Annotated in this window: 17 protein-coding genes; 10 read left to right on the top strand and 7 right to left on the bottom strand. The window is 72.4% G+C overall.

All coding sequences use genetic code 11. The features are described 5' to 3' along the window. Positions 1-56: 56 nt before the first annotated feature. The 3 genes from AC0IY0_RS24405 (at position 57) to AC0IY0_RS24395 (ending at position 2,914) form a co-directional block, all read left to right on the top strand. On the top strand, positions 57-749 hold the full coding sequence (locus AC0IY0_RS24405; protein WP_471765890.1) for a carbonic anhydrase: 693 nt from the start codon (positions 57-59) through the stop codon (positions 747-749). Positions 750-754: 5 nt separating this feature from the next. Beyond that, positions 755-2,320, top strand: a complete 1,566-nt coding sequence (locus AC0IY0_RS24400) for a SulP family inorganic anion transporter (protein WP_419828549.1) — start codon at positions 755-757, stop codon at positions 2,318-2,320. A 270-nt stretch (positions 2,321-2,590) separates the two neighbouring features. Then, complete coding sequence (locus AC0IY0_RS24395) at positions 2,591-2,914, top strand: hypothetical protein (protein WP_471765888.1); 324 nt, start codon at positions 2,591-2,593, stop codon at positions 2,912-2,914. 88 nt (positions 2,915-3,002) lie between these two features. Here AC0IY0_RS24395 and AC0IY0_RS24390 read toward each other — a convergent pair whose 3' ends face one another. From AC0IY0_RS24390 to AC0IY0_RS24380, 3 genes are all read right to left on the bottom strand, one after another. Then, entirely contained in the window at positions 3,003-3,221 is a 219-nt protein-coding gene (locus tag AC0IY0_RS24390; protein ID WP_147910805.1) for a hypothetical protein, read from the bottom strand. 282 nt (positions 3,222-3,503) lie between these two features. Beyond that, on the bottom strand, positions 3,504-4,211 hold the full coding sequence (locus tag AC0IY0_RS24385) for a hypothetical protein (RefSeq protein ID WP_471765887.1): 708 nt from the start codon (positions 4,209-4,211) through the stop codon (positions 3,504-3,506). Positions 4,212-4,334: 123 nt separating this feature from the next. After that, positions 4,335-5,435 (bottom strand): replication protein RepA, encoded by a 1,101-nt coding sequence (locus AC0IY0_RS24380; protein WP_147910863.1) that lies wholly within the window; start codon positions 5,433-5,435, stop codon positions 4,335-4,337. Between the two features lie 747 nt (positions 5,436-6,182). Here AC0IY0_RS24380 and AC0IY0_RS24375 point away from each other — a divergent pair. Together AC0IY0_RS24375 and AC0IY0_RS24370 are read left to right on the top strand one after the other, a co-directional pair. Further along, positions 6,183-7,013, top strand: a complete 831-nt coding sequence (locus AC0IY0_RS24375) for a TrmH family RNA methyltransferase (RefSeq protein WP_471765885.1) — start codon at positions 6,183-6,185, stop codon at positions 7,011-7,013. A 128-nt stretch (positions 7,014-7,141) separates the two neighbouring features. After that, positions 7,142-7,396 (top strand): hypothetical protein, encoded by a 255-nt coding sequence (locus tag AC0IY0_RS24370; protein ID WP_147857733.1) that lies wholly within the window; start codon positions 7,142-7,144, stop codon positions 7,394-7,396. Positions 7,397-7,525: 129 nt separating this feature from the next. Here AC0IY0_RS24370 and AC0IY0_RS24365 read toward each other — a convergent pair whose 3' ends face one another. Both AC0IY0_RS24365 and AC0IY0_RS24360 read right to left on the bottom strand, forming a co-directional pair. Next, a complete protein-coding gene (locus tag AC0IY0_RS24365; protein ID WP_471765883.1) occupies positions 7,526-9,718 on the bottom strand; it encodes a sensor histidine kinase in 2,193 nt (730 codons plus the stop codon). A gap of 234 nt (positions 9,719-9,952) precedes the next feature. Then, the gene (locus tag AC0IY0_RS24360) at positions 9,953-10,843 is read right to left on the bottom strand and encodes a polysaccharide deacetylase family protein (protein ID WP_147940181.1); all 891 of its coding nucleotides are present in this window, start codon (positions 10,841-10,843) and stop codon (positions 9,953-9,955) included. Positions 10,844-11,046: 203 nt separating this feature from the next. On the opposite strand from AC0IY0_RS24360, the gene AC0IY0_RS24355 reads away from it, so the two are divergent. Then, entirely contained in the window at positions 11,047-12,480 is a 1,434-nt protein-coding gene (locus AC0IY0_RS24355; RefSeq protein ID WP_471765882.1) for an MFS transporter, read from the top strand. A gap of 174 nt (positions 12,481-12,654) precedes the next feature. Next, positions 12,655-13,515 carry an amidohydrolase family protein gene (locus tag AC0IY0_RS24350; protein WP_419828447.1) on the top strand — a complete coding sequence of 287 codons (861 nt, stop codon included), beginning with the start codon at positions 12,655-12,657 and terminating at the stop codon, positions 13,513-13,515. 119 nt (positions 13,516-13,634) lie between these two features. Here the strand turns inward: AC0IY0_RS24350 and AC0IY0_RS24345 are convergent, their stop codons facing one another. Beyond that, complete coding sequence (locus tag AC0IY0_RS24345) at positions 13,635-15,695, bottom strand: methyl-accepting chemotaxis protein (protein WP_419828448.1); 2,061 nt, start codon at positions 15,693-15,695, stop codon at positions 13,635-13,637. A gap of 97 nt (positions 15,696-15,792) precedes the next feature. Then, positions 15,793-16,209 carry a winged helix-turn-helix transcriptional regulator gene (locus AC0IY0_RS24340; protein WP_147940177.1) on the bottom strand — a complete coding sequence of 139 codons (417 nt, stop codon included), beginning with the start codon at positions 16,207-16,209 and terminating at the stop codon, positions 15,793-15,795. Between the two features lie 122 nt (positions 16,210-16,331). On the opposite strand from AC0IY0_RS24340, the gene AC0IY0_RS24335 reads away from it, so the two are divergent. The 3 genes from AC0IY0_RS24335 to uvrA all read left to right on the top strand — a co-directional run bounded on the left by AC0IY0_RS24335 (position 16,332) and on the right by uvrA (position 21,252). Further along, complete coding sequence (locus AC0IY0_RS24335) at positions 16,332-17,351, top strand: zinc-binding alcohol dehydrogenase family protein (protein ID WP_471765880.1); 1,020 nt, start codon at positions 16,332-16,334, stop codon at positions 17,349-17,351. A 10-nt stretch (positions 17,352-17,361) separates the two neighbouring features. Next, positions 17,362-17,784 (top strand): cupin domain-containing protein, encoded by a 423-nt coding sequence (locus tag AC0IY0_RS24330; RefSeq protein WP_147910578.1) that lies wholly within the window; start codon positions 17,362-17,364, stop codon positions 17,782-17,784. A 318-nt stretch (positions 17,785-18,102) separates the two neighbouring features. Further along, positions 18,103-21,252, top strand: a complete 3,150-nt coding sequence (gene uvrA / locus AC0IY0_RS24325; RefSeq protein ID WP_461231437.1) for an excinuclease ABC subunit UvrA — start codon at positions 18,103-18,105, stop codon at positions 21,250-21,252. Positions 21,253-21,641 lie beyond the last annotated feature (389 nt).

Genomic DNA, 21,641 nt, shown 5'->3' with positions numbered 1-21,641 from the left:
GACCCGATCTCTTAGACCCGATCTCCCAGCCCGCCCCAGCCGCAGAGTTCCCGCACGTGAACAGCATCATCCAGGGCATCGCCAGCTTCCAGGGCAGCGTCTTCCCCGGCCAGCGCCAGATGTACCAGCAGCTCGTGCGCGACGGTCAGCACCCGAGCGCGCTGATCATCGCCTGCGCGGATTCCCGGGTCTCGCCCGAGCACATCACCCAGGCGGGGCCGGGCGACTTGTTCGTCTGCCGCAACGCCGGCAACATCGTGCCCCCGGCCTCCGACGTGATCGGCGGCGTCTCCTCGGCGATCGAGTACGCCGTGGTCGCCCTGGGGGTGCGCGACATCGTGATCTGCGGCCATTCCGATTGCGGCGCCATGAGCGGCCTGATGAGGCCGGAGCTCCTGAAGAAGATGCCCAGCGTCGCGGCCTGGCTGCGCCACGCCGAAGCGGCCGAGCGCATCGTCTGCGAGGCCTATCCCGAGGGCATGGACCCGCAGGAGCGTCACCGGGCGCTCGCCCTGGAGAACGTGGTGGTGCAGCTCGCCAACCTGCGCACCCATCCGAGCGTCGCCGCCGGTCTGGCCAAGGGCCGCTTGCGCCTGCACGGCTGGTTCTTCGAGATCGAATCCGGCGCGCTGCTGGCCTATGACGGCACCACCGGGCGGTTCCGGCCGATCGCGGAGGCGGACATGCCGGTGGCCCAGGCTCCCGCTTCGGCCTCCGTCCTGGCCGGCGACCGGGTGCAGGCGGCGTGAGCGGCGTGTCGCTCGCCGGCCTGCGCGACCGGCTCGGGCCGGGCAGCGCGGTCCGGACCAGCCTGGCGCGCGACCTGCCCGCCTCGTTCGTGGTGTTCCTGGTGGCGCTGCCCCTGTGCATGGGCATCGCCATCGCGTCCGGGGTACCGCCCGAGCGCGGCCTGATCACCGGTCTCGTCGGCGGCATCGCAGTCGGGCTGATCGCCGGCTCGCCGCTCCAGGTCAGCGGGCCGGCGGCGGGGCTCGCCGTGATCGTCTACGGGTTCGTGCAGGCGCACGGGCTCGATGCCCTGGGCCCCGTCCTGGTGGTGGCCGGCCTGGTCCAGCTCGCCGCCGGCGCCCTGCGGATCGGCGGCTGGTTCCGGGCGATCTCGCCGGCCGTGGTGCACGGCATGCTGGCCGGCATCGGCATCCTGATCGTGCTCGCCCAGGTCCACGTCCTGACCGACGCCATGCCCCAGGCGAGCGGCCTCGACAACCTCGTGGCGATCCCGGCCGCGTTCTTCGACTTCGTCACCGGGGCCGGCGACCGTCCCGGCGCGGTGCTGGTCGGGGGCGCGACCATCGCGGCGATGATCGCCTGGGAGCGGCTGCGCCCGAAGCGGCTCCGGCTGCTGCCGGGGGCGCTGATCGGGGTGCTGGCGGGCAGCCTGGTGGCCGGGCTCGGCGGCCTCGCGGTCAAGCGCGTCGTGGTGCCGGACGCGATCTTCTCCGGCCTCGCCCTGCCGAATCCGGAGGCCTGGGCGCGGCTTGCCGAGGCCGAGATCGTCATGATGGCACTGGTCATCGCGGTCATCGCCAGCGCCGAAAGCCTGCTCTCGGCCGCCGCCGTCGACCGCATGCATCACGGCCCCCGGACCCGGTTCGACCGGGAACTGGGCGCGCAGGGCATCGGCAACCTGATCTGCGGGCTCCTGGGCGCCCTGCCGATGACCGGGGTGATCGTGCGCTCCTCCGCCAACGTGCAGGCCGGGGCGGTCACCCGGGCCGCCACGGTGATGCACGGGCTCTGGATCCTGGCCTTCCTGGTCGCCCTGCCCTGGCTGCTGGCGCTGGTGCCCACCGCGAGCCTCGCCGGCATCCTGGTGGTCACCGGCTGGCGGCTGGCGAGCCCGGTCCACGGCCTGCACCTGCGGGCCCGCTACGGCTGGACCACCGCGGCGATCTGGTTCGCCACGATGGCAACCGTGGTGGCGGTGGACCTGCTGAGCGGGGTGCTCACCGGGCTGGCCCTGAGCCTCGCGCAGACCCTGCCGAGCCTGCGCAAGGGGCGGCTGCGGATCGAGCACGCCGCGGCCCCGGAGGTCCCGGGCGTGCCGGAGCTGCGGCTGTCCGGGGCGGCGACCTTCCTGCAGCTGCCGACCCTGACGGCGGCGCTGGAGCGCACCCCCGTGGGCGGCGAGGTCCGCCTCGCCACCGGGGACCTCGCGGCGATCGACCATACCTGCCTGGAGATGATCGGCGACTGGGCGAGCCGGCGCATGGCCGCCGGGACCCGCGTCGCGGTGGTCGGCGGATCGGGCCTCCCGCACGACCGCCTCGCCGCCGCGGTCGCCGCCCCCGCGCAGTGACCGTGCGGTTCCCGCAAGGCGAGACGCAGCCCCCGCCGCACGGCGCGACGGGGGCTGCGTCTCGGCGTATCGGCGAAGGAATGGCGGCCGACCCGTGATCGCCGGCCGGGTCGATGATTGTGCTGGCCCGCACCGGACCTCCGATCCGCAATCTTCGCCTCCGGTTAAGACTGAATCTTCGCGCCCTCTTAAGACGCCATCGCCACACTCGCCCCGCCACCCGCTGTCCGGGATCCGCCGGACGCGCGTCCTCGGCAGGGAGCGTCGCCGATGTTCAGGTTCCTCGCGGTCCCGGTCGCCTGCCTGGCCCTGGCCGGAGCCGCCGCCGCGCAGGACCAGGCCGTCGTGGCCGGAGCGATGCAGATGCCGGCGAGCCCCGCTCCGGAGGTTCGGCTCCCGGACCCCGGGGCCCGCCTCGACAGCCTCGCGCTCCGTCACCCGGAGCCCGAGGCCGCCCAGACCACGGCCTCCCTGAAGAGCCCGGCCGACCTGCCCCGGGAGGCGCTCGGACCCGCTCCCAGGCCCGCCCCCAGGCCCTGGTGCGCGCAGGAGCGGCGCGTCGGCACAGGGGCCGGATTCTGCCTGATCAACTAGAGCCGTTCCCGATGCGACGCGCTCGCCGCCGCCGAACCGGTATCCCCTTCGGCGGCGCGCGCTCGCGGTCCGGGACCCGGCGGCGTGCTCAGGGGGCAGCGGCGGCCGGGAGCGGATCCGGAAGACCCGCGTCCCCCTGCGGGGCGTCGAGGGACGCGACCAGCAGCACCAGGAATGCCGCCACGATCGCCGCGGCGGCGAGCACCCGCGTGAGGATCTCCGCGTGCCCGCGGGCGGCATGGATCACCGCACAGCCCAGCGCGAAGGCACAGGCCTGAGCGGCCGGTGTCACCAGCGCCATCGTCATCGGGCCGCCTCCCGGAGGGCGGAGCGGGATCGCGCGGCGCTGGGCATCCTTCACGACCTCCAAGCCGGCCCGCACCGGAGCCGCCCGTCCGGTAAGCCCGGCCCGCACCGGCTCGGGTGCGGGCCGGGACCCTACGCGCGGACGGTGCGCCGGCGCCTCCCCCATATGGGTCGAATACCGGCTGCAACCGGGTCCGGCGCGCCGCTCCGAGGGGGCGGTGTCACGCCATCGTGACCGGCCGCGGATCGCTCGATCGGTTGGCGATCCGGGACCGCCGCGGCCTCACGCGTCCGGATCGTAACCCCGGACGGGCCGCGCCATCCCGGCGCCGGCCTCCAGCCCGGCCAGGGCATAGGTGGCCTCGGCGACCCGGAGCAGGGGACCTCCGGGGCCGGACCGCTTCCACAGGCGGGTGTTGAGGGCCGCCACCGGATCGCGCCCCGGCAGGGTGAAGCCGCGGGCCAGGAGGATCTCCAGGATCTCGCCCGCGTGCAGCGGCCGGCCGGCCGCCAGGATCGCCCCGCAGGCCGCCTCCACCAGCGCCCGGCCGTAGCGGCGGGCGCCGGCGGCATCCTCCGTGAAGGCGATCGCGGGCGGGATTCCGTTCGGCCCGGCTTCCGGCTCCAGGCGCTGCGGCTCCAGGCGCTGCAACGCCCGGCGCTGCGGCACGGCCTGCAGCCCGACCGGACCGGCCTCCGCATCCTCGAGATCGGTCCAGGCCGGGCGGGCAAACGGCTGCGCGATGTCCGAGCGGCCGGTCTCGGCAGCGGCGGCGCGGGCGGCCGGCGCTTGCCGGAGCGGCGGCTGGACGGCGCGATCCGGCCCGTCCCCCCGCCCCAGATCGGCGACGGCCGGGCCGCCCTGCGCACCGCTCAGGCGCCGGCCGAGTTCCAGGTAGAGGACGAGGTCGGCGATCTCCCGGTCGATCGCCTCGCGCTGCCGCCGCAATGCGGAGAGCCGGGCCTCGATATCCTGTTCCGACAGACCCATCCGATGTTCCCTTCACCCGAACGGAACGTCTAGCTCATTCCGTTCGCAGAGGGAACATTCTTTCCGAACCGCCGCGCCGCGATGCATTCCCACCAATGGGACAAAGGGAACGAAGAGAACGGATCAAATTCCCTTCTGGCGTCCCTTCATTCCCTTCGCGGAAGCGGGGCGCGGCGGCACCAGCAGCGCGCTCGGGTCGGCCGGGTGCAGGGTCAGGCCGCCATCGTCGAGCACGAGCGGCAGGCGCGGAAACACCTCGCGCAGATGCGCCAGATCGGCCTTGAAGGCCTGCCGGAAACTGCGGATCGAGGCGTTCTCGGCGCCGAACTGCGCGTGCAGGTTGTTCCAGGTCAGCCGCAGCGGGCGCTGCAGGGACCGCAGCCGGTAGCCGGTCCAGAACAGCAGGTCGAGCTTGCGCGCCGAGCCCGAGAAGGCCCGGGCCGCTCGCACGTCCACGGGCAGCGCGTGCTTGATCAGCGTCTCGTAGAATTCCAGATCGAAGCGGACCGTCCGCCCCGCCTCCTCGTCGCCCTCGCCGGCGCGCGGACGCCACAATTCGAGGCTGCGGAACGGCGGCACGTTGAGGGTTGTGGCGCTGTCGCGCCCATCCCAGAGGCCGATCTGCATGGTGCAGGCGGCCAGCCGGTTCAGCTGCTCCTTGAACTGCCGGATGGTGCCGCGCTCGCCGCCCGTGACGGCAAACCCCATCTCGCGCATGAAGCCCGAGAGCGTCTCGGCGACCTTCACGGTCGGGCTGCGCTGGCGCACCGCCTCGGTGCAGAGGTGCAGCAGCACCAGCCTGGCCTTCGGACCGTAGGGCAGCCCCTGCGGCGCGAAGGCGCCGGTCTCCGGATCCTTGATCCGCCCGGCCATCAGGCTGAGCGAGTTGCGCCCGTAGGTGCGGGAGAATTCGCGCACCGGACCGGGGTCGCGATAGGGCAGGCCGCAGAGCGCCAGCACCGAGTGGATGTGCTGCAGGCTCGACGGCAGGGCCGGCTCGTTCTCGATCACCAGGCGGACCGCGTCGCGTCGGCGCTGGTCGCGCGATAGCTGGGCCCGGCGGAGTTCCTGCTCCCCGAGAACGGCGGCCTGCGCGTCGCGCTCGCGCTGGCGATGCAGCACGTGCTCGACGATCTGGGCGAACAGGAAGCCGCCGCGCGCCGCCTCGATCTCGGCCCGCAGATCCGCGTCGTGGATCCCTGCGATTTTCTCCTCGATGCCCATCGTCCCTCAGCCCGAGCCGCACGCCGACACGTCCCTCCCGGAAGGCGGAGGGGCGGCCCGATCCTGCCATGCCACGATTCGACGGCCGGGGCTCCGGTCCGGTCCGGCTTGTCCCGGCAATCCACGGTTCCCCGGGGTTCTCGCGCGGGGTTGCGGCACAGAGTTGCGGCGCAGAGTTGCATACGGGCGGATCGGGGACATCGCCCCACGCAGAGTTCGATACGCCCGGGTCCCGGCCGTCTATCCCCGCATTCCACCGTTCCGGGCCGGAATCCGCGCCGAATCCGATACGGAACCGCGCAGAATCCAATGCACCCCCCGGCTGGATCCGCGCAGACTCCGATACGGTGTCGCGCAGAGTCACATGCGCATCCGCGCAGAGTCGGATACGAAAAGCAGGCTCAACCCTCTGACGAAGATCATGAATTCGGCACCCCATATAGTCTTCCGAACTGACTCTCTGAAAGATTCCATCTTGATAATCTTCCTACTTAACGCGGCGCTCGTTCGGTCTGAAGAACACACTCGGTTCCATCGACATACACATGGTTTGAAGGGAATATCCCGGATCCATCCACAAGCCGGGGCGCCCGGGGAGAAGTTGGCATTCAGGGAATCCGGGTCCGGGGCGCCCCGGACCCGATGTTTCCGACGGCGTCGGGTTGACGTGGGCTGTGCCGCCCGGTTTCTCGGACCGACCCATTCTGGAAAGGCCGTCCCGATGCTCCCCTCCCCGATCGCGTTCCGATGACCGGCCGCCGCAACGACGGCCGCCCGGGCGGCCCGCCCCGGTCCGGGTTTCGGCCCGGCTTCCGGTCCGGCGGGCGTCCCGGCGGATCCGGGCCGCGGCCCGAGTCCGGGGGACCCGATGGCGCCGCGGTGCTGTACGGCTGGCACCCGGTGGTCCAGGCGCTGGGCAACGCGGAGCGCGGCCTGCACCGGCTGCTCGCCACCGAGAACGCGGCGGCCCGGCTGACCGAGGAATTCGGCGATGCCCTGCGCATCGCCCCCGAACTGGTCCGACCGAGCGAGATCGGCCGCCTGCTCGGGCCGGACGCGGTCCACCAGGGCCTGTATCTCGAGGCCGAGCCCCTGCCCGCCCCGGGGCTCGACGACCTGCCGGCCGACGCCCTGCTGCTGGCCCTCGACCAGATCACCGACCCGCACAATGTCGGGGCGATCGTCCGCACGGCCGCGGCCTTCGGGGTCGCCGGCATCGTCACGACGGTGCGGCACGCGCCGGGCGCCACCGGGGTCCTGGCGAAATCCGCTTCGGGTGGGCTGGAGCACGTGCCCTTCGTCACCGTCCGCAACCTGGCCGAGGCGCTGATCGAGCTGGGCGAGCGCGGCTACACGCGGATCGGCCTCGATTCCGATGCGCCCGCGAGCCTGGACACCCTCACCGTCGCCCGTCCGCTGGTGATCGTCCTCGGGGCGGAGGGGAAGGGCCTGCGCGAGCGGACCCGGACCTGCTGCGATATCCTGGCCCGGATCCCGTTCTCGGGGGCGATCCGCAGCCTCAACGTCTCGAACGCGGCTGCGATCACGCTCTACGCCCTGGGCCGGCCGCCGGCCTGAAGGACCGCCGGATACGGCGCGGAAACAAAAATTCGCCCGCCCGATTCCGGGGATGACCTAGGCAAGTCCAGCACCCTGCCGTAGACGTCGGCAGTAGAGGGGGGCGTGGGCTGGTAGGCGTGCGCCGGATGCTGGACGATGCTTTGACGTATGGCGGTGGGGCCTTCAGCCTGATCGCCGTCGGCGTGTGGCTGTGGCTCGCCCGGCGGGCCTTCCCGAGCTTCGAATCCTTCGTGAAGGGGTTCGACGACGAGCTGCGCCTGGGCGCGAGCCCGGAGGAACGGGCCCGCACCGCCCGCTGGCACCAGGTCCGCCAGGCTGCCGTGGCCCTGACCGCAGTCGGGGCGCTGTGCCTGTCGATCGGACTGGCGATCCCCGACTGAGCGGACACGATCCGGGATTCGCAAGGTCGTCGGCCTCTCGCGGGTGCGGGCGGGGCCCGCTCTCCTCAGGGGCTGCGCCCCGGAACCCCGCCGAAGGGTTGAGCCCTTCGGAAACCCCGACGGGCCGCTTTACGGCCCGGCCCGGAATCCGGCGAGCGGGGCGGTGAGGGTGCAGACCAGCCCGTCGCGGTGATAGTCGAGCGCGGCCCGGCCGCCGACCGCCCCGGCGAGCCCCCGCTCGATCAGCCGCGAGCCGAAGCCCCGGCGCGTCGGCGGCGCCACCGGCGGGCCGCCGCTCTCGCGCCAGACCAGGGTGAAGACCGGGTCCCCGGCCGTATCGGGGGCCGTGTCCCATCCGACGTCGACCCGGCCCGTCTGCATCGAGAGCGCGCCGTACTTCGCCGCGTTGGTGGCGAGTTCGTGCAGCATCAGGGCCAGCGACAGGGCGGCCGCCGGCCCGATCAGGAGATCGGGGCCGTCGAAGCCGAACCGGCCGGGATCGTCCTGGTGCAGCGCCAGGCTGCCGGTCACCACCGCGGCGACGCTGGCGGCCTCCGGGCGGCCGGCGAGATGGCCGGCCAGCAGGATGTCGTGGGCCTTGCCCAGGGCGACCAGGCGCGCCGCCAGGGCCTCGCGGGCCGTGTCGATGTCGGGGGCGTTGCGCAGGGTCTGGGCGGCGATCGCCTGCACCAGCGCCAGGGTGTTCTTCAGCCGGTGCGACAGCTCGCTGTTGAGCAGGTTCTGGTCCGCCTCGGCGCGCTTGCGCGCCTCGATGTCGGAGACCGCCACCACGGCGCCCACGACTTTGCCGGCCGGGTCCCGGATCGCCTCGCCCGCGATGGCGATCCAGCGGCGCGTCCCGTCGGGCTGCTGGTAGCGGACCTCCAGCTCGGCCCGGGCCGCCTCGCCCGCGCAGATCCGGGCGAGCGGGAATTCCTCCGGCGCCACCGGTCTGTCGTCGGCGTGGTAGGCGACGTAGGCGCCGTACGCCGCACTGTCCGGCGCATAGACCGTGTCGTGGCCCAGCACCTCCCGGATGCGCCGGTTGCCCATGACGATGCGGCCGGAGGGCGCCTCGGCGAGCAGGATCCCGACCGGGACCGTATCCATCACGGTGGCGAGCCGGGCCTCGGCCGCGCCGACCTCCCGGGTCTCGGTGAGGCTCGCCGCGACCGTGCCGGCGATCAGCTGCACGACCGCCAGGTCATCCGGTGTGAAGGCATCCGGTGTGAAGGCATCCGGTGTGAAGGCATCCTGCGTGAAGGCGTCGGCCCGGGCGGCGCGCAGCTCGAGGATCCCCGACGCCGCGCCGCCGAGCTGCACGGGAACCGTGAGGGCGGCGTGCATGCCGGGTGCCGGCGGCAGCTCCCCCGGCGGCAGCTCCGCCGTCCGCAGGTCTGCCATCCGGTCTGGGCCGGGGGTCGCCGCACGGGCCGGCAGCGCCGGCTCGGCCGATCCGCCGGCGAGCGGCCGGCGCAGGCCGACTTGGTGGGCGAGGCTACCGGCCGCCGAGCGGTAGACCAGGTCGGGCCCCTCGCGCAGGGCGGCGGCCCCACCCTCGGCCTCCGGCACGGCTGCCAGGGCGGCGGCCACCAGGAGATCCAGGATCGCCCCGCGGTCGCCGGCACCCGGCAAGGCCGCCACCAGATCCGCCACCACGGCCCGCTGGGCCAGCAGGCGGTCGCGTGCCGCCCGGGTCTGGCGCAGCTCCAGCCGGGTCGCGGCCAGCTGCGCCAGGGTGGCCAGGTCCTCGGCCGCCTCGGGATCGAGACCCCCGGGCCGGGGGGCTGTGTCGAGCACGCAGAGGGTGCCGAGGCGCCGGCCCGCCGGGGATTCCAGCGCGGCGCCTGCGAAAAAACCCAGCGCCGGTCCGGCCGCGCGGCGCGGGTCGGCGCGGGCCGGCGCATCCGCCGTCAAGTCGGGAATGACCAGAACGCCCGGGCCGTCGGGGATACGCGCGAGGATACCGGCGAGCGCGTCTGTGGGCGCAAGGATGCCTGTGGGCGCAAGGATGCCTGGGGGCGCAAGGATGCCTGGGGGCGCAAGGATGCCTGTGGGCGCAAGGATGCCTGCGGGCGGAAGGCTGCCTGGGCGCGAAAGGATGCCTGGGGGCGAAAGGATGCCGGCCCCGAACCCGTCCGCGGCCTCGGACCGGGGCCGGTCCCCGGTGTCGAGGCTGAGCAGAGCCATCGGGGCCCCGCAGGCCCGGCGGGCCATGCGGAGAAGGTCCTCGAAGCCCGGTTCCGGCGCGGGATCGGGGACGGCGCCGGCCACGGCCGCGCGGCGGTACGGGTCCCGGGTGTCGGACCTGGTGTCGGACATGGCGGCGTGCGCGGCGGCGTTATCGATGGGCGCGGATACTGCCGCCTCCGGGGCAACGATGGCGGCAGCAAGGCTGACCGCGAGAAAATCGTGACCGGGATCGTTATCGCGCACGTCGAGTGCGGGTTTTCGCGCTGAGGCGCGCGCGAAAACCCGATGGCTCGTCTTGAATACCGGGTTCGAGATCGGGCCATCGGCGGGTGCGGGTGCGGGTGCGGGTCGTCTCGGCTCCGGTCAGCCGGACACCGCCACGGCGTGCGCTGCGATCGCGCCCGCCGTGGTGATCCAAACCCGGTCCCGATGGGCCGCGATATGGGCGAGCGCCGCCCGCAGCGGTCGCAGCCGGTGGGGCTGGCCGACGATGTAGGGATGGAGCGCGATGCCCATCACCAGCGGCGCCGCGGCGGATTGCTCCAGCATCTCGTCGAAGGCGTCGACGAGCGCGTCGGCGAAGTGGCGGCCCGTCTCCTTGCGGGCGACGATCGCCGGGATGTCGTTCAGCTCCTGGGGATACGGAATGGCCAGGATCCGGCCGCCGCCCCGGGTCGCCATCCAGGTCGGCTGGTCGTCGTGGCACCAGTCGAGCAGGTAGCGGTAGCCGGCCTCGGCGAGCAGGTCCGGCGTCACCCGCGACTGCGAGATCCAGGGGCCGAGCCAGCCGGCCGGCGCCCGGCCCTCCGCCCGGGTCAGGATCGCGGTGGCCTCCGCGATCAGGGCGCGCTCCTCCGCTTCGGACAGGGTGCCCTGCCGCTCGGCATTGGTGCGGCCGTGCCCGACGATCTCGTCGCCGCGCGCCCGGAACGCCTCGATCAGGCCCGGGCAATCCCGGTAGAGCCGGCTGTTGACCAGCACGCTCGCGGGCAGGCCGAGGCCGTCGAGGGTGTCCCGCAGCCGCCAGGCCCCGACCCGGTTGCCCCAGTCGCGCCAGCCGTAATTGAGCACGTCCGGCTGCGGCCCGCCCGGGGCGAGCTCGGCCCCGAGCCCCGCCCCGAAATCGAAGGTCTCGAGGTTGAGCCCGACATAGACCGCGAGCCGCCGGCCCCCGGGCCAATCGTAGACCGGCCGGTCCGGGAGGGCGCTGTAGCGGTAGCGGCCGTGCTGCGCGGCCGAGGGAGCATCATCCATCGCGGGTCCAGTGTCCGGGGGCGCCCGGGCAGATAGGCCGGATCCGATCCGGCGCCATGCCTGTCCGGCGCCATGCCTGTCCGGCGCCATGCCTGTCCGGCGCCATGCCTGTCCGGCGCCATGCCTGTTCCGGCAGGCGGGCCTGCTGTACCGGGGTCGGCACGGGACCGCGCGGCGGTCCGGGTGTCGAGAAAGGATCCACCGTGCCGCTTGCCGCCACAGCTCGGGAGGACGGGCGTCCGGTCGTCTCGGACATCGCCGCGCGCCTCGAACGGCTGCCGATGTCGCGCTACCAGCGAAAGATCTTCGCGATCATCGCCTCCGCGTGGCTGGTCGACCAGATCGACGTGGCGCTCCTGACCTTCCTGCTCGGCTCGATCGTGGTGGCTTTCGGGCTGAGCCCCACGGAGGCCGGCCAGCTCGCCGCCATGACCTTCGCGGGCCAGCTCGTCGGCAACATCGTCGCCGGCACCGCCTCCGACCGGTTCGGCCGCAAGGCGGTGTTCCAGGTGACCATGGTGGTCTGGGGCCTCGCGAGCCTCGCGGCGGCGGCCGCCTGGAGCCTGCCCGTGCTGATGGCCTGCCGGTTCCTGATCGGGGTGGGCGTCGGCGGCGAGGCGCCGGTGGCGCAGGCGATGGTCTCGGAGATCGTCCCGGCCCCCGTGCGCGGCAAATACATCGCGATCCTGGAGGGGTTCTGGGCGGTGGGCTACGTCCTGTCCGGGGCGATCAGCTTCTTCGTGCTGCCCTATCTCGGCTGGCGCTGGGCCTTCGTGGTGGTCGGCCTGCTGTCGCTGGTGGTGCTCGCGGTGCGCCGCTCCATGCCCGAATCGCCCCGCTGGCTCGCCGAAACGGGCCGGCACGCGGAAGCCGACGCCGTGATGACCACGATGGAGCGCGCGGTCGAGCGCGCCACCGGCCGGCCCCTGCCCCCAATCACCCCGCAGGTCGCCGCCGCGGTGGCGGAGACGGTCGCCGATCGGATTCCCGGGCCCCGGCTGAGCGCGGTGGCGACCCTGTTCGCGCCGGCCTACCGGCTGCGCACCGTGATGGCCTTCGGGTTGTGGTTCTTCGCGCTGATCGGCTTCTTCGGGCTCAATTCCTGGATCGCGGTGCTGCTCAAGGAGCGCGGCTTCTCGATCGTCGGCTCGGTGGGCTTCGTGACCCTGATCACCCTGGGCGGCATCCCGGGCTTCGCCGCGGCGGCCGTGCTGCTCGAGCGGATCGGCCGCAAGCCGACCACGGCCCTGTTCCTGATCTGCGCGGCGGCCGCGGCCTGGCTGTACGGCAATGCCGGCGGCGATCCCGTGCTGACCGTCGCCGGCGTCACGGTCACTTGGCTGTTCGTCGCGGGCTTCGTGATGCAGTTCTTCATGTTCGGCATGTGGAGCTGCCTCTACGCCTACACGCCGGAGCTGTACCCGACCCGCGCCCGGGCCACCGGGGCCGGCTTCGCCTCGGCCTTCGGGCGGATCGGCGCCATCCTGGGGCCGATGATCGTGCCGGTGCTGGTGCGCGATTACGGCCCGGCCACCGCGTTCCAGGTCGGCGCGGGCGGTTTCCTGATCGCCGCCCTCCTGGTGCTCACCCTCGGGGTCGAGACCCGCGGCAAGGTGCTGGAGGCGGTCTCGCATTGACGAGACCCGCCTGCCAGGGACGAGATCGGGTTTCCAAAGGGCTCAGCCCTTTGGCGGGGTTCAGGGGCGGAGCCCTTGAGCGCACGGCCCGAGGCCCGATAGCAGGGCTCCGCCCTGCACCCGCACAAGGTCTCGACCTTGTGGATCCCGTCACAACCATGGAGTCCCAAAACAATGCCCGTCGTGGACATGCGCAGCCGGCCGACCTTCCTGCACACGTTCTTCGGCGCCGAGCCCGACACGCCGGAATTCGGCGTCGCCCGCTGGCTGAACGCCCGGGTCGGCAGCCGCGAGGTCGAGCACTTCACCCGCGGCGCCACGATCGAGGGCTTCCGCGCCGAGATGGACGGGGCCGGGATCGACGTCGCCGTGATGGTCGCTCGGTCGGTCCCGGGGGTCCGGGTCTCGAACGACGCCCTCGCGCAGGCCGCCGGGCACGATCCGAAGCGGCTGATCGGCATCGCCTCGGTGGATCCGGTCAAGCTCGGCCGCAAGGCCGCGGTGGCGGAGGCCAAGCGCGCCGTGACCGAGCTCGGCTTCAAGGGGATCAACCTCGATGCCGGCTTCTACCGCGAGGGCATGCGGGCCGACGACGAGCGCCTGATGCCGCTCTACGAGCTGTGCGAGACGCTGGCGGTCCCGGCCTTCGTCATGTCCGGCCCGACCACGCCGGACCTGCGCCTCAACGACCCGCTGGCGGTGGACCGGGTCGCCCGGACCTTCCCGAAGCTGCCGATCGTGTGCTGCCACGGGTTCTACCCGCACGTGGCCGAGATGGTGACCGTGGCCTTCCGCAACGAGAACGTCTTCGTCTCCCCGGACATGTACACGTTCGCGCCCGGCGGCGGCCTCTACGTGGAGGCGGCGAACGGCTTCATGAAGGACCAGTTCCTGTTCGGCTCCTCGTTCCCGTTCCGGGCGATGGGCCAGGGCGTCGCGGATTTCCGCGCGCTCGGCCTGTCGGAGGACGCCCTGGACGCCGCCCTCTGGCGCAACGCCAACCGCCTGCTCGGGCTCGGCCTGGCCGAGGCTTAGTCCCGGGTTTCCAAAGGGCTCAGCCCTTTGGCGGGGTTCAGGGGCGGAGCCCTTGAAAACAGCGGGCTCCGCCCGCACCCGCAAAAGGTCTCGGACCTATTGAATCCGGGACTTTGCCGTCAGGCGGCCCGGACGTTGGCCAAAAAATCGCCGACGGCGCCGCGCAGGGCGCTGGCCTGCCGGGCCAGGTCGCTGGCGGCGTCGAGCACCTGGGACGAGCCGTGGCTGGCCGTGCCGGCCGCCTCGCCCACGCCGGCGATGGTGCCCGAGACCGCGCGGGTATCCTGCGAGGTCTGGCCGGTGGTGCGGGCGATCTCGGCGGTGGCCGCGCCCTGCTGCTCGACCATGGCGGCGATCTCGGCCCCGATCCGGGCGAGGGTGCGGATCACCTCGGTGATGCCGCCGATCGAGCGGACGGAGGCCTCGGTGGAGCCGGTGATCTCGGCGACCTTGGCGGCGATCTCCTCGGTCGCCCGGGCGGTCTGGCCGGCGAGGTTCTTGACCTCGGCGGCCACCACCGCGAAGCCCCGGCCCGCCTCGCCGGCTCGGGCCGCCTCGATGGTGGCGTTGAGGGCGAGCAGGTTGGTCTGGCCGGCGATGTCCGAGATCATCGCGACGATCTCCCCGATGCTCCCGGCGGCCTGGGCGAGGCGGCGGACCTCTCCGGCCATGCCGTCCGCGTCCCGGGTCGCCGAGGCCGCGAGGTCGGCCGAGGCTCCAACCTGCACGCCGATCTCCCGGACCGAGGCCGTGAGCTCCTCGGTGGCCGCCGCCACGGTGTCGGCCGAGCGGGCGGCCGAATCCGCGGCGCCGGCCACCGCCCGGCTGAGGTCGGTGGTGTCCTGCGCGGCCCGGGCCATGCCGTGGGCGGAGGCCTCCAGCTGCTCGGCGGCGGCCGAGACCGCCGCGACGATGCCTCCGACCTGCCCCTCGAAGCTGTCGGCGAGGCTCAGGGCGGCGGCGCGCTGCGCGGCAGCATTCTCGGCGGCGAGGCGCTGCTGCGCGGCCCGGGCGAGCCGGCGCTCGGCGACGCTGTCGCGGAACGTCACCGCGGCGTCGGCGATCGCCCGCACCTCGCGCGGGCCCCCCGCCGGGATGGCCAGGTCGGCGCCCGGCCCGTCGTGTCCCTCGCCCCGCCCGATCGCCGTCAGCACCCGGGCCATCCGGACCAGGGGCCGCGCGATGGCCGTGCCGAGCCAGAACGCGAAGCCGACCGAGAGCGCGAACAGGGCGAGCCCGCCCGCGATCCAGACCGTCAGCATCCGGTCGGCCCGGGCCCGCACCGCGCCGGCGGCGGCCACCAGGTCGGCGGTCAGCCGGTCCTCGACGCCTTTGAGGGCGTCGATGCGCTGGGTGGCGAGCCGGAACCAGGCCGGCGCGTCGCGGAAGGCGAGGGTCGTGCCCGGCATCGTCTCCTGCGCGGCGCTGCGCAGGCGTGCCACCTCCCGCGCCGGCTCGGTCGCCTCCGCGGCGTCCAGCAGCGCGGCCTGACCCTCGACGGCCCCGGCCCGGAACAGGGCGCCGTAGGTCGCCTGATCGGCCGAGAGCGTGGTGAGCCGGCGCGCGGCGGGGAGGTCCAGGCTGCCGGAGGCGAACACCGCCGAGGCGGCGGCCCGCTCCTGGCCGGCGGCCTCCTTCAGCGCCAGGAACGCCGCGTAGGCGTTGGCCCGGGCCGCGATGCCGGCCTCGTCGATCACGCCGCCCATCGCCCGGACCACGCCCAGCCCCTCGCCGATCAGGCCGGTGTAGAAGCCCGTCGCCTGCGGCGCGGTGAGGCCCAGGGCATCGACCGCCCGGCGCTGGGCCGCGAGCCCGGTGAGCCCCTGCGCGAAGCCCTCGGCGCGTGCCGCGAAGGCGGGGCCGAAGCCGGTCGCGGCCGCCATCGCGTCGGGGAGCCCGGCCAAAGCCGCGTCGGTGCGGCTGCGCTGGGCCGCGAGTTCCGGCCCGAACTGCGCCCCCCTGGCGCCCAGGAACAGGCTGGAGGCGCCGCGCTCGCGCTGGGCCTCGTGGACGAAGGCGCTGATCCGCGAGGCGAGGCCGACGAGGGTCTCGACCCGGTCCATCTCGGCCCGCCGCGCCCATTGGTCGGACACCGCCCACCCGGCCGCCCCCGCGAAGGCAAGGCAGGGCGCGAGCGCCACCGCGAGGATGCGCGCGCGGAGTGAGGAGAGGACGGCCATCGGAACCCGGAATCCTGCAACGTTCGCCGGAATCATCCGGGACGGTTATAAAAACACCGTTAGGGTGGAGGGGTTTGGCCCGGCCTGCAATGCACAATCAGGCGGCAGTCCCGACGGTCGGTGCCGCCTCGGCAAGCCGTTCGGCCTCAAGCCGTTCGGGATCATGCAAATCGGCCTCATGCAAATCGGCATGCAGGTCGCCCCAGACCTTGAGCGCGTGGATGACCGGCTCCAGGGTCCGCCCCCGCTCGGTCAGACTGTACTCCACCTTCGGGGGCACCTCGGCGTAGACCTTCCGGGCGATCAGGCCGTCCGCCTCCATCTCGCGCAGCTGGTTCGTGAGCATGCGCTGCGTCACGCTCGCCAGCCGCCGGCGGATCTCGTTGAAGCGCAGGGTCCCCTCTAGCAGGTGGTAGAGGATCACGCCCTTCCACTTGCCGTCGATGAGCCGGAGGGTGGCCTCGACGGCGCAGCCGGGGCTGCAGTTGCCGCTATGGTGTCGGGTGCGGGGCATGGCGGGATCCCAAGGCGATCGTCGGGCGGTATCATTCTCGGCACTATCGGCGTTTTATGTGCGTACTTGCGCGCCGTGAAGGCGGACGGCATCTCCGTGCGGGTCAGTCGGAGGAGATTGCGATGCGCGCCGTCGGGTACAGAAAATCCCTGCCGATCACCGAGGCCGAGGCCCTGGTCGATTGCGACCTGCCCCGGCCCGATCCCGGCCCCCGCGACCTGCTGGTGAAGGTCGAGGCGGTCTCGGTGAACCCGGTCGACACCAAGGTCCGGGTGCGGGCCGAGCCCGAGGCCGGCGGGGTCAAGGTCCTGGGCTGGGACGCCGCCGGCACCGTTCTCGCCACGGGTGCCGAGGCCGAGGGCTTCTCGGTCGGAGACGCGGTGTTCTACGCGGGCGACCTCACCCGGCCGGGGACCAACGCCGAATTCCATTGCGTCGACGCGCGCATCGTCGGGCACAAGCCCGCCGGCCTCGACTGGGCGCAGGCCGCCGCCCTGCCGCTCACCGCGATCACCGCCTGGGAGGCCCTGTTCGACCGGCTCGACGCCAAGAAACCGGTGCCGGGCGCCGCCCCGGCGATCCTGATCGTCGGCGGGGCGGGCGGCGTCGGCTCGGTGGCGATCCAGCTCGCCCGGCAGCTCACCGACCTCACCGTGATCGCCACCGCGTCCCGGCCGGAGACGGCGGTCTGGTGCCGGGATCTCGGCGCCCACCACGTGGTCGATCATGCCAAGCCGCTCTCCGCCGAGGTGGCGGCCCTGGGCCTCGGCGCGCCGGGCCTCGTGTTCTCGACCACCAACACCGACGCGCATCTCGCCGAGATCGCGACGCTGATCGCCCCGCAGGGCCGGTTCGCCCTGATCGACGATCCCGCGCAGCTCGACGTGGCGCTGCTCAAGCGCAAGAGCCTGTCGCTGCACTGGGAGTTCATGTTCACCCGCTCGATGTTCGGCACCTCCGATATCGCCGCCCAGGGCGCGCTCCTCGACGAGGTCGCCCGGCTGGTGGATGCGGGGCGCCTGCGCACGACCCTGGGCGAGCATTACGGGCGGATCGACGCCCGGAACCTGCGGCGGGCGCACGCGCTGATCGAGAGCGGGCGCGCCAAGGGCAAGATCGTGCTCGAAGGTTTTGCGTCGTGAGGCGGGCGCCATGACCGGGACGGGCACCGGAATCTTCGACGTGGCGGCGCTCGCGGCGGCGCTGCCCGACAGCGCGCGGACGCTCCTGGTCGACACCTACCTGACCGACCGGGCGGCGGCGAGCGCCCGGGTGTTCCGGGTCTACCGCCCGACCCCGCCGCACTATCACGCCACCTGCGACGAGTACCTGTACTGCCTGTCGGGACGCGGCACCGTCTGGCTGGGTGACCCCGCGAACCTCACACCGTTCGGCCCCGGCCAGCTCTTGTTCTTCGAGACGGGCACGGTGCACGCGATGCCGGAGATCGCCCCGGGCGAGCCGGTGACGTTCCTGTCGATCGACACCCCGCGGCGGGCCCCCACCGACATCATCTTCGTGAACCCCGAGGACGGCACCCCCGCCACCTTCATGGCGCGCAACGCCGACGCGTGAAGTCCCGGATCCAAAAGGTCCCGGACCTTTTGCGGGTGCAGGGCAGCGCCCTGCTGTCGGGGCCTGCCCCGACACCCCGCCAAAGGGCCGCAGGCCCTTTGGAAATCCCGTCTTTTCGGCCGCGAAACGACAGGCTTCCGGCGAGCGGTTGCCGGCGTACGCGTTTCGTTCTAGCAATGGCGTTGCATGTCGGGCCTGCGTCCCGCCGGCCTCACCTTGCCGTCGACCGCTCCGGGCTCGACATGAGCGGGTGCGGCGGCTGACCCGCGCGCAAAGCCAGCCCCGACCGCGTCGACGCCTCGAAAGACCGCCGCCCTCATGGCCAAAGCCCAAGCCGGAACCCGAGTCGGACCCCGCGTCGGCGCCAGCAAAGCCGCCCCCAAACCGTCTCCCGTGAAGGCGTCGTCCGCCAAAGCGCCGGCCGAGGCGGTTCCGGCCGAGCCTGAGCGGACGAACAAGCCCGCGCGTACGAAGAAGGCCGAGGCCCCCGCCCCCGTCCGCCCGGGCAGCAGCCGGAGCGCGGCCGCGGAGGCCGCCGTCGACGCCAAGCTGGAGGCCCTGTTCGACGCCGCGCCGCCGAGCGCCGCCGACCGGCGGGTGATCACGGTCCGGGGCGCCCGGGAGCACAACCTCAAGAACGTCGACCTGACGATCCCCCGGGACAAGCTCGTGGTGTTCACCGGGCTGTCGGGCTCGGGCAAGTCGTCGCTCGCCTTCGACACGATCTACGCCGAGGGGCAGCGCCGCTACGTCGAATCGCTCTCGGCCTATGCCCGCCAGTTCCTGGAGATGATGTCCAAGCCCGATGTCGACCAGATCGACGGGCTGTCGCCGGCGATCTCCATCGAGCAGAAGACCACCTCCAAGAACCCCCGGTCCACCGTCGGGACGGTGACCGAGATCTACGACTACATGCGCCTGCTCTGGGCGCGGGTCGGCATCCCCTACTCCCCGGCCACCGGCCTGCCGATCGAGAGCCAGACCGTCCAGCAGATGGTCGACCGGGTGCTGGAGCTGCCGGAGAAGAGCCGGCTGTACCTGCTCGCCCCGGTGGTCCGCGGCCGGAAGGGCGAGTACCGCAAGGAAATCGCCGAGTACCAAAAGAAAGGGTTTCAGCGGCTGCGGGTCGACGGCGAATATTACGCGATCGACGACGCGCCCAAGCTCGACAAGAAGTTCAAGCACGACATCGACGTGGTCGTCGACCGGATCGTGGTGCGGCCCGACATCGCCGCGCGGCTGGCGGATTCGTTCGAGACCGCGCTGGAACTCGCCGACGGCATCAGCGAGATCGTGTTCGCCGACGCGCCGGAGGGCGAGGAGCCCCGGACGATCACGTTCTCGTCGCGTTTCGCCTGTCCCGTCTCGGGCTTCACCATCGCGGAGATCGAGCCGCGGCTGTTCTCGTTCAACAACCCGTTCGGCGCCTGCCCGACCTGCGGCGGCATCGGCCACGAGATGCGGATCGACCCCGAACTGGTGATCTCGGACCCTGCGCTCAGCTTGAAGCGCGGCGCGGTCGGCCCCTGGGCGAAATCGACCTCGCCCTATTACGGCCAGACGCTGGACGCGCTGGCGGAGCATTACGGCTTCAAGACGAGCGTGGCCTGGCAGAGCCTGCCGGAGGCGGCCCGCGCCGTCGTTCTGTACGGCTCCGGCAAGCAGGCGATCCGCTTCGCCTACGACGACGGCCTGCGCAAGTATGCGGTCAACAAGCCGTTCGAGGGCGTGATCCCGAACCTGGAGCGCCGCTACAAGGAGAGCGAGTCCGACGCGGTGCGGGAGGAAATCGGCCGGTTCATGAGCGAGACGCCCTGCGCGTCCTGCGGCGGCAAGCGGCTGAAGCCCGAGGCGCTGGCCGTGAAGGTCGCCATGGCCGATATCGGCGACGTGACGGCGCTGTCCGTTTCGGAAGCCCATCGCTGGTTCTCCGAATTGCCGGAGAAGCTGACGGCCAAGCAAAACGAGATCGCGGTCAGAATTCTCAAAGAAATCCGCGACCGGCTCAGCTTCCTGGTGGATGTCGGCCTCGAATACCTGACGCTGGCCCGCGGCTCCGGCTCCCTGTCGGGGGGCGAAAGCCAGCGCATCCGGCTGGCCTCGCAGATCGGCTCCGGGCTCACCGGCGTGCTCTACGTGCTGGACGAGCCCTCGATCGGCCTGCACCAGCGCGACAACGAGCGGCTGCTCGGCACGCTCAAGCGCCTGCGCGACCTCGGCAACTCGGTGATCGTGGTCGAGCACGACGAGGACGCGATCCTGCAGGCCGACTACGTGGTCGATGTCGGCCCGGGTGCGGGCATCCATGGCGGCGAGATCATCGCCCAGGGCACCCCCGCCGAGGTGCTGGCCAACCCGGCCTCGCTCACGGCCAAGTACCTCACCGGCGCGATGGCGGTCCGCACCCCGGCCGCGCGGCGCAAGAGCCGGAAGGGCAAGCTCGGGGTGTTCGGCGCCCGGGGCAACAACCTCAAGGACGTGGATATCGAGGTGCCGCTCGGCACCTTCACGTGCATCACCGGCGTCTCGGGCGGCGGCAAGTCCACCCTGGTGATCGACACCCTGTACAAGGCCGTCGCAAAGAAGCTGAACGGGGCGCTGGAGCACCCGGCCCCGTACGACAGACTCGAGGGGCTGGAGCATCTCGACAAGGTCATCGACATCGACCAGTCGCCGATCGGCCGGACGCCGCGCTCGAACCCCGCCACCTATATCGGCGCCTTCACGCCGATCCGCGACTGGTTCGCGGGCCTGCCCGAGGCCAAGGCCCGGGGCTACCAGCCGGGGCGCTTCTCGTTCAACGTGAAGGGCGGGCGCTGCGAGGCCTGCTCGGGCGACGGCGTCATCAAGATCGAGATGCACTTCCTGCCGGACGTCTACGTCACCTGCGACGTGTGCAAGGGCAAGCGCTACGACCGCGAGACCCTGGAGGTGAAGTACCGCGGCAAGTCCATCGCCGACGTGCTCGATTCCACCGTCGAGGAGGCGGCCGAGCTGTTCAAGGCGGTCCCGGCGATCCGCGAGAAGCTCGAGACCCTGAAGCGGGTCGGCCTGCACTACGTCCATGTCGGCCAGCAGGCCACCACCCTGTCGGGGGGCGAGGCGCAGCGGGTGAAGCTGTCCAAGGAACTGTCGAAGCGCGCCACGGGCCGCACGCTCTACATCCTCGACGAGCCGACCACCGGGCTGCACTTCCACGACGTGGCCAAGCTCATGGAGGTGCTCCACGAGCTGGTGGACCAGGGCAACACGGTGGTGGTGATCGAGCACAATCTCGAAGTGATCAAGACCGCCGACTGGGTGATCGACATGGGGCCCGAGGGCGGGGACGGCGGTGGCCGGGTGGTGGCGCTCGGCACCCCGGAGGAGATCGCCCGCTCGAAGGCGAGCCATACCGGCCGGTTCCTGCGCGAGGTGCTGGCCCGTCGCCCGGCCCCGCAATCCGGCCGCCGCACCGCCGCCGAATAGGCGCCGGCCGGGCTCGAGGCGGCAGATTCTGCCCGGTGCGGCCCGAAAATCCGCTCGGGACCGCCTCAGCGCCCCGTGATTCGGTCGGCTCCCGCCCGTCTTCGGCCGGGGATCGGCCGTCCGGAGCGGGGTTTCCGGGTTCGGCGCCCGGCTGGGACGAATGCCCGTTCACCCACCCCTGCTTGCCGGATTCTCCCGCCAAAGTGCCGGGAGGTCCCGGGCAACAGCTTGACCATTCAACGATATTTTGCCGGCCGCCCGCCCGCTATTCAATCCTGGGGACTGTGTTGCATCGCCGCAAAAATGCGTCTTTTGCGCAACGGTTCGGCCGGTTTTGCCGCTTCGACCGGCATTCCACTGTCATTCCGCAGGTCTCTGTAGAATAGTCA

The sequence above is a fragment of the Methylobacterium sp. AC315 genome, from assembly GCF_979253755.1.
The sequence above is the reverse complement of the archived record's forward strand: the minus strand, read 5'-3'. Positions and strand labels throughout refer to the sequence as shown.

Coding starts and splice junctions, on each gene's coding strand:
- AC0IY0_RS24330 (WP_147910578.1), top strand. CDS start 17,362: ATGACCGGGACGGGCACCGGAATCTTCGACGTGGCGGCGCTCGCGGCG.
- AC0IY0_RS24350 (WP_419828447.1), top strand. CDS start 12,655: ATGCCCGTCGTGGACATGCGCAGCCGGCCGACCTTCCTGCACACGTTC.
- AC0IY0_RS24360 (WP_147940181.1), bottom strand. CDS start 10,843: ATGGATGATGCTCCCTCGGCCGCGCAGCACGGCCGCTACCGCTACAGC.
- AC0IY0_RS24375 (WP_471765885.1), top strand. CDS start 6,183: ATGACCGGCCGCCGCAACGACGGCCGCCCGGGCGGCCCGCCCCGGTCC.
- AC0IY0_RS24390 (WP_147910805.1), bottom strand. CDS start 3,221: ATGACGATGGCGCTGGTGACACCGGCCGCTCAGGCCTGTGCCTTCGCG.
- AC0IY0_RS24370 (WP_147857733.1), top strand. CDS start 7,142: ATGCTGGACGATGCTTTGACGTATGGCGGTGGGGCCTTCAGCCTGATC.
- AC0IY0_RS24340 (WP_147940177.1), bottom strand. CDS start 16,209: ATGCCCCGCACCCGACACCATAGCGGCAACTGCAGCCCCGGCTGCGCC.
- AC0IY0_RS24385 (WP_471765887.1), bottom strand. CDS start 4,211: ATGGGTCTGTCGGAACAGGATATCGAGGCCCGGCTCTCCGCATTGCGG.
- AC0IY0_RS24395 (WP_471765888.1), top strand. CDS start 2,591: ATGTTCAGGTTCCTCGCGGTCCCGGTCGCCTGCCTGGCCCTGGCCGGA.
- AC0IY0_RS24380 (WP_147910863.1), bottom strand. CDS start 5,435: ATGGGCATCGAGGAGAAAATCGCAGGGATCCACGACGCGGATCTGCGG.
- AC0IY0_RS24335 (WP_471765880.1), top strand. CDS start 16,332: ATGCGCGCCGTCGGGTACAGAAAATCCCTGCCGATCACCGAGGCCGAG.
- AC0IY0_RS24365 (WP_471765883.1), bottom strand. CDS start 9,718: ATGTCCGACACCAGGTCCGACACCCGGGACCCGTACCGCCGCGCGGCC.
- uvrA (WP_461231437.1), top strand. CDS start 18,103: ATGGCCAAAGCCCAAGCCGGAACCCGAGTCGGACCCCGCGTCGGCGCC.
- AC0IY0_RS24345 (WP_419828448.1), bottom strand. CDS start 15,695: ATGGCCGTCCTCTCCTCACTCCGCGCGCGCATCCTCGCGGTGGCGCTC.